Raw genomic sequence first — 12,858 nt, forward strand, 5'->3', positions numbered from 1 at the left:
ATTTTCACCAGAGGCAGATTGATCTAACCGAGAATACCAGGCAGGCGCAGCCCATGTTCGCGAGCGCAGTCTTTCGCGATCTCATACCCCGCATCTGCGTGACGCCAGACGCCTGAGGCAGGGTCGTTCCACAGAACGCGCTCCAATCGCCGCGCGGCATCATCGGTCCCATCGGCGCAGATCACAACACCCGCGTGCTGACTAAAGCCCATGCCCACGCCGCCGCCATGATGCAGCGAGACCCAGGTCGCACCGCTGGCCGTATTGATCAGAGCGTTCAACAGCGGCCAATCCGACACTGCATCCGAGCCGTCCAGCATCGCCTCGGTCTCGCGGTTCGGGCTGGCGACCGAGCCCGAGTCCAGATGGTCTCGGCCAATGACAACAGGCGCTTTCAACTCGCCATTGGCAACCATTTCGTTGAAGGCCAACCCCGCGCGGTGGCGATCTCCAAGGCCGATCCAGCATATACGTGCGGGCAGACCCTGAAACGCAATGCGTTCCTGCGCCATATCCAGCCAACGATGCAGATGCTCGTTCTCAGGGAACAGCTCCTTCATCTTGGCGTCGGTCTTGTAGATATCCTCGGGGTCACCCGACAATGCACACCAGCGGAACGGGCCGATGCCCTTGCAGAACAGCGGCCGGATATAGGCGGGCACAAAGCCGGGGAAGGCAAAGGCATTCTCCAAGCCTTCATCCTGCGCCACCTGACGGATGTTGTTGCCGTAATCCAGCGTCGGAACGCCCGCGTTCCAGAAATCGACCATTGCAGCGACATGCTGTTTCATCGAGGCACGGGCGGCCTTTTCAACCGCTTTAGGATCAGTTTCGCGCTTGTCCTTCCACTGCGCCATGCTCCAGCCAATCGGCAGATACCCATTGATCGGGTCATGGGCGCTGGTTTGGTCAGTGACGATATCGGGGCGCATGCCACCGGCCTGCATCCGCGCATAAATTTCGGGGAACACCTCAGCCGCATTGCCTAGCAGACCCACAGATTTCGCCTCGCCCGCCTTGGTCCAGCGGTCGATCATCTCAAGCGCTTCGTCGAGAGTCTCGGCTTTTTCGTCCAGATACTTGGTGCGCAGGCGGAAATCGATAGAATCCGGATTGCACTCGACCGCCAAACAACTGGCCCCGGCGAACACTGCCGCCAAAGGCTGTGCGCCACCCATGCCGCCCAGACCGCCAGTCAGAATCCACTTGCCAGTCAAGTCGCCGCCATAGTGCTGACGGCCAGCCTCGGCAAAGGTTTCATAGGTGCCCTGTACGATGCCCTGCGTACCGATATAGATCCACGAACCGGCCGTCATCTGGCCGTACATCATCAGCCCCTTCTTATCGAGCTCGTTGAAGTGATCCCAATTGGCCCAATGAGGCACGATGTTTGAGTTGGCGATCAGAACTCGAGGCGCATCCTTATGGGTGCGGATGATCGCCACCGGTTTGCCCGACTGGACGATCAGGGTTTCATCCTCTTCCAGATCTTTCAGCCCTGCGACGATCCGGTCGAAATCTTTCCATGTCCGCGCCGCGCGACCGATGCCGCCATAAACCACCAGCTCGTGCGGGTTTTCGGCCACATCCGGATGCAGGTTATTCATCATCATCCGCAACGGCGCTTCGGTCACCCAGCTTTTTGTGTTCAGTTCGGGGCCGGTGGGCGGATAGATATCGCGAGTATTCTTGCGAGGATCGGTCATGTCAAAGCTCCAATGCAGTGTCTTGGATGGCGTCGAGAATATCCACCATCCAGCGACGCAGGCGCTTGGCTTTCGCCTCGTCAAACGCCCACGGAGGGGTTTCGGCGGACAGATAGGTAGATTGCGCCAGCTCCATCTGGATCGCGTGTTGGCCTTCATCAGGACGGCCATAGTGGCGGGTCGTCCAACCCCCTCGGAATCGCCCGTTCAGGACGGTGCTGTAAGGGGAGGAATGCGAAAATTCATAGGCCGCGGCCTCAATGCCGCGGCCACAGGTCGCGCCACCATCGGTGCCGATGTTCATATCCGGCAGGGTGCCTTCAAAGAGGAACGGAATCTTGCTGCGGATCGAGTGGCAGTCAAACAGGATCGCAACACCGTGTATTGCCCGCACCCTTTCAAGCTCTTGCTCAAGCGCGTTGTGGTAGGGCGCGTGGTAGGCGGTTCGACGTACCTCGATCTCATCGACTGAGGGCTCCTGCCCCTCGGTCCAGATCGGCTGACCGTCAAAATCGGTCAACGGCACCAGAGTTGTTGTGTTCTGCCCAGGATACAATGATACCCCCGCAGGGTCTCGATTAGCGTCAATGACATAGCGGTGGATATGGGATTGCACGACCGTCGCGTTGGCAACGAGCCCATCGTAGAGCTGATTGATATGCCAATCCGTATCCGCCAGAACCTGCCCATTCGCATTCAGTCGCGCGGCAATGTCGTCAGGCACATACGTGCCGCCATGCGGCTGCCCCAGCACGATGGGCCCATCGCCACGCTGAACACTGAAAACCTGCATCACGACAGCTCCGGCATGGGCATTGCAGCTGCCTGCAGAATAGTTCCGCTTTCGACTAGGGACTTCGCGGTTTCCAATTCGGGCGCCAGATAGCGATCATCGCCAAGCGACGGGATATCGTCGCGCAAACGCCCAACCACGCTGGTCAGCGCTTTGCTGGTCGCAAGAGGTGCGCGGAACTCGATGCCTTGCGCGGCGCAGAGCAGTTCAATCCCCAGAATATAGTTCAAATTATCAACCATCCGGCCTAAACGCCGCGCCCCGTGGGCAGCCATCGAGACGTGGTCTTCCTGGTTGGCCGATGTAGGTGTGCTGTCAGTCACACATGGGTTGGCCAGATGTTTGTTCTCGCTCATCAACGCAGCCGTTGTGACCTCGGCGATCATCAGACCCGAGTTCAGCCCCGGCTCGGGCGTCAGGAAGGGCGGCAGATCAAAGCTAAGCGCCGGGTCGACCATTAATGCGATCCGACGCTGTGCGATCGCCCCGATCTCTGACAGGGCCAAAGCAATCATATCGGCGGCAAAGCCTACCGGTTCGGCGTGGAAGTTCCCGCCCGAGACAATGGCATCCGGATCGGTCAGAACCAGCGGATTGTCGGTGGCGGCGTTGGCCTCAACCACAAGCGTTGCGGCGGCCTGCCGGATCACATCCATCGCAGCACCCGTGACCTGCGGCTGGCATCGGATGCAGTATGGGTCCTGCACCCGCGTATCCTCATCGCGATGGCTTTCGCGGATTTCCGAGCCATCCAGCGTGGCCCGCATTGCCGCCGCTGCCTCGATCTGGCCGCGATGGCCACGCAGCGCGTGAATTTCGGGCTGCAAGGGGGCGGTAGAACCCATGATCGCATCCGTCGATGCCGCCGAAATTACCAACGCGTTTTGCGCCGAACGCCATCCTTCGAACAGACCGGCCAGCGCATACGCGGTTGAAAACTGTGTGCCGTTGATGAACGCCAGACCTTCCTTGGGTCCGAGCTGTATCGGCTCTAACCCGGCTGTCCTCAAAGCATCAGCACCCGGCATGACGGTGCCGTTTACTTCGGCCTCGCCTTCACCGATCACAACCGCGGTCATATGGGCCAAGGGCGCCAGATCACCAGATGCACCAACCGAACCCTGCGCCGGGATCACCGGTGTCACACCGCGCGCCAGCATCTGCTGCAGCAATTCGACAAGCTCCCAACGGACACCTGACGCGCCGCGCCCGAAGGACAGCAGCTTGAGCGACATCATCAGCCGCGCCAGACGACGCGGCACAGCCGGCCCCACCCCGCAACAATGGCTGAGGATCAGGTTGCGCTGCAGGGTTGAGGTATCTTTGGCCGCGATCTTGTGACTCGCCAGTTTGCCAAAGCCGGTGTTGACGCCATAGACGGGCTCGCTTCCTTCGGCAGCCTGCGCAATGCGTGCAGCAGCGACCTCAACCTTGGATCGGCAGGCGGCGTCCAGCGAAATGGCGGCTTCGGTCCAGTAGATCTGACCAAGCTGATCCAGCGAAACCTGACCGGGGACAAGCAACAGAGGTGTCATTCCTGACCTCCAAAAATACGTTTATGCAGAGGGTTGAAACCGATGCGATAGGACAGTTCTGCAGGATGAGTAGCATCCCAGACGGCCAGATCAGCGCGCAATCCGGGCGCGATCACGCCGGTATCATCCAGACCCAAAGCGCGGGCCGCGACGTGGGTAACACCTGCCAATGCTTCTTCAGGCGTCATGCGAAACAAAGTGCACCCCATGTTCATTGTTAGCATCAGAGAAGTCAGGGGTGAGGACCCCGGATTGCAATCGGTCGCCAGTGCCATGGGAACATTCTTCTGGCGCAACAATTCAATCGGCGGAGCTTGCGTTTCATGCAGCGTATAAAACGCGCCGGGCAGCAGGACCGCGACCGTTCCGGCCCCAGCCATGGCGGTAACGCCGTCGGCGTCCAAATATTCGATATGATCAGCGGATAGCGCTCCGTAAGCTGCCGCCAGCTTAGCCCCACCTAGATTCGAAAGTTGCTCAGCATGCAGCTTCACCGGTAGGCCAAGCTCTTGCGCGACAACAAAAACCCGTTCGATCTGCGTGGGATCAAATGCAATGCCTTCGCAGAACCCATCCACCGCGTCCACCAGCCCTTCGGCATGGGCCGCGCGCAGTGTCGGAATGCAGACCTCGTCAATATAGGCGTCATCCCGACCCGCATATTCTGGCGGAACGGCATGTGCGCCAAGAAAACTGGTATTGACCCGAATAGGGCGCTCCCGCGCAATACGGCGCGCCGCGCGCAACATACGCAGTTCGGTTTCGGCATCGAGCCCATAACCCGACTTCACCTCGATGCAGGACACACCTTCGGCCAGCAATGCGTCCACGCGCGAAAGCGCGCCTGCAAGCAGCTCTTCTTCTGTTGCTGCCCGCGTGCCGTGTACGGTCGACAGGATGCCTCCACCCGCGCGAGCAATTTCTTCGTAGGTCGCGCCCTTCAGGCGCATTTCGAACTCAACCGCACGGTTGCCGCCAAACACAACATGAGTATGAGCATCAATCAGAGCGGGCGTGATCAAGCGGTCACCATAGTCGTTCTGCGGCCACTCGGCATATGACGGCGGCATTGCCGACCGAGCGCCAACCCAAACGATTTCCGACCCATCGATGGCAATCGCACCATCCTCGATCATCCCATAGGGTTGGTCGCCCCCCATGGTGGCTACATGTTTGCTACGAAGAACAGTTTTTTTCGTCATGGCGATTCTTTTGGGCTCCCCCTGCGCTTGATTTTTTCGTATACGGCTAAAAATATAAAGTCTACACAAAATGGAATTACGATGACGGTTCATGCCAAAACGGCCCTGTTAGGCTCTGAGTGGGTGCACAACCTACGAGTCGAAATCGAGGACGGTCGGATCGCTGCGCTGAAATCAGGGACCGAGCCAAAACCCGAAGACACTCGGGTCGACGTGTTGTTGCCCGCTTTGGCGAACCTGCACAGCCATGCCTTTCAACGCGCCATGGCGGGCATGACCGAAACGCGCGTAGCAGGGCGCGAAAGCTTCTGGACCTGGCGTACTTTGATGTACCGATTTCTGGACCGCCTCACTCCTGCACAGATCGAGTCCATTGCCGCATTGGTATATATGGAAATGCAGGAAGCCGGGTATGCTGCGGTCGGGGAATTCCACTACGTCCACCACCAACCCGGCGGCACGCCTTATGCGCAGTTGTCTGAGCTGAGTCAGCGCATCTTCTCGGCAGCCAGCCAAACCGGGATTGGATTGACACATCTACCAGTGCTCTACACCTATGGCGGCGTCGCGCAAGAGCCTCTGACCGGTGGTCAATTGCGGTTCGGCAATGATGTGGAAAGGTTCCTGCAGCTTGTCGAGGACTGTAAGCCGCTGATGCCTTATGCAGACAGCCAGATCGGCATCGCGCCGCACTCTCTGCGTGCGACCTCGCCTGATGATCTACGGCAAGTGCTGAACGCTACCCCACGAGGCCCGGTGCACATCCACATCTCTGAACAAGAGAAGGAGGTCACGGATGTAGAAGCCGCTCTGGGTCAACGACCGGTAGATTGGCTGCTGAGCAACGTGGATGTGAACGAACGATGGTGCCTGATCCATGCCACTCATATGACAGACGATGAAACCCGCGCTCTTGCCCGATCCGGGGCTGTGGCCGGTCTGTGCCCGATCACAGAAGCCAATCTGGGGGATGGTATTTTCAATGGTGCCGTCTACATCGAGCAGGGCGGTGCCTTTGGTGTCGGTTCAGACTCGAATGTGCGTATTTCACTGCCCGAGGAATTGCGTACGCTGGAGTATTCTCAACGTCTGCGCGACAAGGCCCGCACTGTGCTGGTACGTGGCGAAGGCTCGGTCGGTCAAACGCTGTATACCGGAGCCGCCCGCGGTGGCGCACAGGCGCTGGGGCGCGACGCCGGAGAGATCGCAATAGGTCATCTGGCCGATCTGGTTGCGATCGATCGAAGTCACCCCACCCTGTGTACTTTGCGCGACGATCAATTGATTGACGGCCTGAGCTTTGCCGCGCCTGACGGAACAGTGACAGACGTTTGGTCTGCCGGGCGACATCAGGTGCGCGGCGGGCGGCATATCGCCCGCGATGCGATCCTGAACAATTATCGTGCCGCGATAAATGACCTTTTGGAAGACATCTGAACTGATATGACCCAAACTAGCGACACAACCAGCTACAAAGACATCAAGCAAACCGTCCTGCGCCGAATCCGCTCGGGCGAATTGCAGCCCGACGCTCTGCTTCCCAATGAGCAAGAATTAGCGGTCGAGTTTTCGTGCACCCGCACCACAGTCAACAGAGCACTGCGGGAACTGGCGGATGAAGGGTTTCTTGAACGGCGCCGAAAGGCAGGCACCCGGGTCCTTAGCGCACCGCAGCGACAGGCGCGCTTCACAATTCCTCTGGTCCGAGATGAAATCGAAGCGGCGGGCGGAACCTATCGCTACGCTCTTGTGTCATGTGAAACGCAGATCGCCCCAGACTGGCTGGCGGCCCGGTTGGCCCTACGTGCTGATCAAAGTGTGATGCACGTGCGTTGCATGCATTTCTCCGGCAATTCACCTTTTCAGTTCGAAGACCGCTGGATCGTGATAGACAGCGTACCTCAGGTCACGCAGGCAGATTTCTCTAGCGTCGGACCCAATGACTGGCTGGTGCAAACTGTCCCGTTCACCAATGTCGAGTTGACCTTTCTGGCCAGCCGCGCCGATACCACTTTGGCCGGTTTTCTGGACGTTCCCGAGGGTGAACCCGTTTTTACGGCCGAGCGTATCACATGGCTGCAGGGTCAGCCGGTAACGTTTGCCAAGATGTATTTTGCGGCCGGATATCGGATGACGACCGAGTTCTGATTGTCCGGGCTTTACGCTTCCCCAATTCCACGACAGATTTGCTGCAGAATGTGCGCGTCTGCTGGAAAGGATATCGGGATGGGCAACCCGCTTTATGATCGTTTGCTGGGCATCCATGCAGGCAAGGATACGCCATTTTTGCACCTTCCGGATGGTCAGACTTTGACCCATGCCGCGTTTCTGGACACGGCGGCCCGTCTGTCCAACACCATGACAGGACTGGAAATGGAACCGGGCGACCGCGTGGCGGTGCAGGTGGAGAAATCCGTTGAGGCACTGGCGCTTTATGCCGCCTGTGCCCAAGCGGGGCTGATCTTTCTACCTCTCAATACGGGCTATACGACGCAAGAGCTAAGCTATTTCATCGAAAACAGCGGCGCTTCACTGGTGGTGTGCGATGAGGCAAACGAGGCAGGGCTTGCCGAGATCGCGCAAAAGAACAATGCCCGGCTTGAAACGCTGAACGCCGACGGTTCAGGCAGCCTGATGCGGCGTGCTCTGGGGATGCTTCCGGCCTTTCAGCCGGCCCACCGATCCGAAGATGATCTGGCTGCGTTCCTATATACTTCAGGCACGACGGGGCGTTCGAAAGGGGCAATGCTGACGCAGGCGAATCTGCTGTCGAACGCGGAGACCCTTGTGCAGGAATGGCGATTCACAGATGATGACGTGCTGTTGCACGCGCTGCCGATCTTTCACACGCATGGACTGTTTGTTGCGACAAATGTCGTCCTCGCATCGGGCGGGTCGATGATATTTCTGCCGAAGTTCGACCTGGAAGATATGTTGCGCCTGATGCCGCAGGCAACGGCGATGATGGGGGTGCCGACGTTTTACACCCGCCTGCTAAGCGACGACCGCTTCGCCCAAGATCTGACTCAGGATATGCGGCTGTTCATCTCAGGTTCAGCGCCTTTGCTGGCAGATACCCACGTTCAATTTGAAGACCGTACAGGTCATCGCATTCTGGAACGCTATGGCATGACCGAGACGAACATGAACACTTCTAACCCCTACGACGGCGAACGCCGAGCGGGAACGGTCGGATTTCCCCTGCCGGATGTTGAACTGAAGGTCACAGACCCCAAAACAGGTCAAACCCTAGCAGATGGTGAGATCGGCATCATCGAGGTGCGCGGTCCCAATGTGTTTCAGGGCTACTGGCAAATGCCCGACAAAACCGCCGCAGAACTGCGTGAAGACGGGTTCTTCATCACTGGCGATCTGGGTCGGATCGACGAGGACGGCTATGTCCATATCGTCGGGCGCGAGAAAGACCTGATCATCTCGGGCGGGTATAATATCTACCCCAAAGAGATCGAGCTGCTGCTAGACGAACAACCCGGCGTGCTGGAAAGCGCGGTAATTGGCGTCCCGCATCCGGATTTCGGAGAAACCCCGATTGGCATTCTGGTCCCTGCCCCCGGTCACACGCCAGACATCGAGGCCATCATGGGTGCGGTCCGGGACGCGCTCGCCCGGTTCAAACATCCCCGCCAGTTGATCCTGCTGGACGAGCTCCCCCGCAACACAATGGGCAAGGTGCAAAAGAACATCCTGCGTGACCGCTGCAAAGACCTTTTCACCAAGACCTGATCTTCAAGGCAAAAGCGCAACGCGACCCTTGTCCGTCAACAACCAGCAATCCTGTCCTTCGAACACCGCAACGCCAACCGGGCGGCCATACCCTGCGCCGCTGTCCAGGTTGATGCGATTGCCGTAATGCGTTGATTGATCCACCGGCGTATGCCCATGGACGATCAGTTTCGGATGCGGACCTCGGTGGTTGTGAAAGGTTTGCCTGATCCAGACCAGATCATTTTCCCGTTGTTCGCTCAGCGGAATACCGGGCCGAATGCCCGCATGGACAAAAGCAATCTCGCGCGTTTGATGCATGGCGATGAGCCCTTGCAGAAATATCCGATGCGCATCGGGAACCGCACCCCGCGCTGTTGCATGCAGATCCTCGAGCCGTGTCTGCTGATCGAAGAACACGCCATAGCTTTGTAGTGTTTCGACACCACCCAACCGCTCGTGCAGCCAATGATACCCGACCAACATATGCGGGTCGTGACGTGGGACATCTTCGAGGAACCATGAAAACATCCGGTCATGGTTGCCCAGCAGAGTGATCCACCGCTTGCCCGCATCGCGACCAGCGATCAGCCTATCCAGAACGCCCCGGCTGTCGGGGCCCCGATCAACGTAATCGCCCAGATACACGATCTCGGCATCGGGGCCGCCATCGCGTTCGATCAGCGCCAAGGAGCGCTCGAACTCATCCACGCGGCCGTGCAAATCTCCAATTGCGTAGATCGGATTGGTCATCAGCTTCCCCTCGGGCAATGGTGATTGCCGCACTTCTGGCGCAAAATCAGCACTTTGAAAAGGCGATGCCCACGCTTTGGACAAGCGCGGGCATCAATCTGTCACAGAAGTTCAACAGCGACCGTCAGGCCACGTCAAACTCCAACGGTTTGATCTGAGTAAACAGACCTGTCTCGGCGAGTTTGGCGCGCGCCTCGGCTGGTACCGGTTCATCAACATAAAGCAACGCAATCGCCTCACCGCCGGCTTCGGATCGTCCAAGAGTAAAGTTCGCGATGTTCACATCGTTCTCGCCCATGGTCTGTCCTAAAGCACCAATGATGCCCGGCACGTCTTCGTTAGTCGTATAGAGCATATGCGCCCCGATCTCGGCATCGATATTGATGCCCTTGATCTGAATAAACCGCGGCTTGCCGTCGCTGAACACCGTGCCACCGATTGAGCGTTCACGCTTTTCAGTCACCACAGTGACCTTGATATAGCCTTCGAACGCACCGGATTTGTCCTGATTGGTGGTCGATATCTGGATGCCACGCTCTCTCGCGACAACCGGGGCCGAGACCATGTTCACCTCGGGATTGAATTTCTTCATGATTCCGGCAACGACCGAACAATTCAACGCAGCCAGGTTCATGTTCGCAGCGACACCGTCATAGAGGATGTTGATTGCCTTGATCGGCTCATCCGTCATCTGACCAATGAAGCTGCCCAGATGCCCGGCCAGCTTGATCCACGGCCCCATGACCTTGGCCTCTTCTGCCGTTACACTGGGCATGTTCAGCGCATTCTCGACCGCTCCGGTCAGCAGGTAATTCGAGATCTGTTCGGCTACTTGCAGCGCCACGTTCTCCTGCGCCTCAGTCGTGGCCGCACCCAAGTGCGGTGTGCAAACCACATTGGGTAGGTTGAACAGGGCGTTCTCCTTGGCCGGTTCCTCACTGAACACGTCAAAGGCCGCACCGGCGACATGACCCGATTGCAACGCCTCGGCCAGCGCGTCCTCGTCGACCAGACCGCCACGGGCGCAGTTGACAATGCGCACGCCTTTCTTGGTCTTGGCCAGGTTCTCACGGCTCAGGATATTGCGCGTCTGATCGGTCAGCGGCACGTGCAGAGTGATAAAGTCAGCGCGGGCCAGAAGCTCATCCAATTCGACCTTTTCCACACCCATCTGCGCGGCTTTCTCTTCGCCAAGGTAGGGATCATAGGCGACGACCTTCATCTTCAGACCCAAAGCACGCTCGCAGACGATGCCACCAATGTTGCCCGCGCCGATCACGCCCAGGGTCTTGTTGGTCAGCTCAATCCCCATGAACTTGGACTTTTCCCACTTGCCCGCATGGGTCGAGGTGCTGGCTTCGGGGATTTGCCGCGCCACGGCAAACATCATCGCGATGGCATGCTCGGCGGTGGTGATCATGTTGCCGAACGGTGTGTTCATCACGATCACGCCTTTTTTCGAGGCCGCATCCTTGTCGATATTGTCGGTGCCGATCCCGGCACGACCAATGACTTTTAACTTGTCTGCCTTCTCCAGAATGGTTGGCGTGACTTTGGTGGCAGAACGGATGGCGAGGCCGTCATACTGACTGATCACCTCGGCCAGCTTGTCTTTGTCCTTTCCCAGATCGGGCATGAAATCCACGTCGATGCCACGGTCGCGGAAGATTTGAACGGCGGTTTCGCTCAGCTTGTCAGAGACGAGTACTTTGGGAGCCATATTTTTGGTCCTTGAACATTGTGGAAGGTCCGGGCCGGATGCGGCCCGGTAGAAAAGGTCAGGCAGCTTCGGTTTGCGCTGCAATCTCGGCTTCAAAAGCCCATGCAAGCCAGGGCAGCATCGCCTCGATATCTGATGTCTCAACCGTGCCGCCGCACCAGATGCGCAGACCCGCAGGGGCGTCGCGATAGGCACCGATATCAAGCGCAATGTTTTCGGCCTCAAGCCGTCTGGCGACGGCTTTGGCAAAAACGGCACCATCTTGAATGCGCGTATCGGTGAACTTCAGACAGACCGACGTATTTGATTGAGTTGTCGAGTCTTCGGCCAGATTGGCGATCCAGTCATTTTGGTCGCAGAACGCATGAACCGCGCCAGCATTGGCATTCGCACGAGCAATCAGCCCCTGCAAGCCTCCGACTGAATGCGCCCAATCCAACGCGAAAAGGTAATCCTCAACCGCAAGCATTGAGGGTGTGTTGATCGTCGCGCCGGTGAATATCCCATCAATCAGCTTGCCACCTTTGGTCAGGCGGAAGATCTTCGGCAATGGCCATGACGGGGTGTAACTCTCCAAGCGCTCGACCGCGCGCGGAGACAGGATAAGCATCCCATGAGCCGCCTCTCCGCCTAGTACCTTCTGCCAGCTGAACGTTGTCACATCCAACTTGTCCCATGGCAAGTCCATCGCGAACGCAGCGGATGTCGCGTCACAGATCGTCAGACCCTGACGATCATCGGCAATCCAGTCGCCATCTGGGACCCGCACACCCGAAGTCGTTCCGTTCCATGTGAACACCACATCGTTGGCGAAATCGACGGACGCGAGATCGACGATCTGCCCGTACTCGGCGGTTTTCACTTCAGCGTCGATTTTCAGTTGCTTGACCACATCAGTCACCCAACCCGTGCCAAAGCTTTCCCAGGCCAGCATTTCAACTTTGCGCTTACCCAGCAAAGACCAAAGCGCCATCTCAACCGCACCGGTGTCCGAGGCTGGTACAATGCCGATGCGATAATCCGCTGGAATGCCTAGAATCTCTCGCGTGCCTTCAATCGCCGCCTTCAGCTTGTCCTTGCCGACAGCAGCCCGATGCGAGCGGCCCAAGGCGGCATCCGCCAGTTTGGTCAGATCAAATGTGGGGGGCTTGGCACAGGGGCCCGAGGAAAAACGCGGGTTGGCCGGCCGCGTCGCCGGTTGTTCGATAGTCATGTGTATTACCCTTCCAGATACACGCCCCTCGTTGGGGAGGGGTGTCCCACGCACAGAGGTATGGGTCGTTTGCACCTGCAGCAAGCGTAAAAGACGCTTCATCAGCGGAAAACGACACTGGAAATAGGCTCAGATCGGAACACAGGTTTCCGATGGGCGAAACCCCCCGCCAGTTGGCGGGGGTTTATTGATTGAGGTTTATTCAGCTGCGTC

At 58.2% G+C, this 12,858-nt stretch carries 10 protein-coding genes; 3 read left to right on the forward strand and 7 right to left on the reverse strand.

All coding sequences use genetic code 11. From position 1 onward, the window contains the following. Window positions 1-23: 23 nt before the first annotated feature. The 4 genes from hutU to hutI are packed head-to-tail and all read right to left on the reverse strand — an operon-like array spanning window position 24 to window position 5,236. Window positions 24-1,706 (reverse strand): urocanate hydratase, encoded by a 1,683-nt coding sequence (hutU, locus tag AC2TEM_RS18795; RefSeq protein WP_170425951.1) that lies wholly within the window; start codon window positions 1,704-1,706, stop codon window positions 24-26. 1 nt (window position 1,707) lies between these two features. Further along, window positions 1,708-2,499, reverse strand: a complete 792-nt coding sequence (hutG, locus tag AC2TEM_RS18800; RefSeq protein ID WP_170425953.1) for an N-formylglutamate deformylase — start codon at window positions 2,497-2,499, stop codon at window positions 1,708-1,710. Beyond that, on the reverse strand, window positions 2,499-4,034 hold the full coding sequence (gene hutH / locus AC2TEM_RS18805; RefSeq protein WP_170425955.1) for a histidine ammonia-lyase: 1,536 nt from the start codon (window positions 4,032-4,034) through the stop codon (window positions 2,499-2,501). Before hutH ends, hutG begins: the two co-directional genes overlap by 1 nt. Then, entirely contained in the window at window positions 4,031-5,236 is a 1,206-nt protein-coding gene (gene hutI / locus AC2TEM_RS18810) for an imidazolonepropionase (protein WP_170425957.1), read from the reverse strand. The genes hutH and hutI overlap by 4 nt, the downstream gene beginning before the upstream one ends. Window positions 5,237-5,317: 81 nt before the next feature. Between hutI and AC2TEM_RS18815 the strand changes: the two genes are divergently transcribed. The 3 genes from AC2TEM_RS18815 to AC2TEM_RS18825 all read left to right on the forward strand — a co-directional run bounded on the left by AC2TEM_RS18815 (window position 5,318) and on the right by AC2TEM_RS18825 (window position 8,980). Further along, the gene (locus AC2TEM_RS18815) at window positions 5,318-6,673 is read left to right on the forward strand and encodes a formimidoylglutamate deiminase (protein WP_170425959.1); all 1,356 of its coding nucleotides are present in this window, start codon (window positions 5,318-5,320) and stop codon (window positions 6,671-6,673) included. A gap of 6 nt (window positions 6,674-6,679) precedes the next feature. Beyond that, on the forward strand, window positions 6,680-7,384 hold the full coding sequence (locus AC2TEM_RS18820; RefSeq protein ID WP_170399103.1) for a histidine utilization transcriptional repressor HutC: 705 nt from the start codon (window positions 6,680-6,682) through the stop codon (window positions 7,382-7,384). A gap of 78 nt (window positions 7,385-7,462) precedes the next feature. Further along, window positions 7,463-8,980, forward strand: a complete 1,518-nt coding sequence (locus tag AC2TEM_RS18825; protein ID WP_480856357.1) for a malonate--CoA ligase — start codon at window positions 7,463-7,465, stop codon at window positions 8,978-8,980. Between the two features lie 3 nt (window positions 8,981-8,983). Here the strand turns inward: AC2TEM_RS18825 and AC2TEM_RS18830 are convergent, their stop codons facing one another. From AC2TEM_RS18830 to AC2TEM_RS18840, 3 genes are all read right to left on the reverse strand, one after another. After that, on the reverse strand, window positions 8,984-9,712 hold the full coding sequence (locus AC2TEM_RS18830; protein WP_170509011.1) for a metallophosphoesterase family protein: 729 nt from the start codon (window positions 9,710-9,712) through the stop codon (window positions 8,984-8,986). 124 nt (window positions 9,713-9,836) lie between these two features. After that, complete coding sequence (gene serA, locus AC2TEM_RS18835; protein ID WP_170425967.1) at window positions 9,837-11,432, reverse strand: phosphoglycerate dehydrogenase; 1,596 nt, start codon at window positions 11,430-11,432, stop codon at window positions 9,837-9,839. Between the two features lie 58 nt (window positions 11,433-11,490). Next, window positions 11,491-12,645, reverse strand: a complete 1,155-nt coding sequence (locus tag AC2TEM_RS18840) for a phosphoserine transaminase (protein WP_480856356.1) — start codon at window positions 12,643-12,645, stop codon at window positions 11,491-11,493. Between the last annotated feature and the right edge of the window lie 213 nt (window positions 12,646-12,858).

The sequence above is a fragment of the Ruegeria sp. HKCCD3925 genome (genome assembly GCF_057221175.1).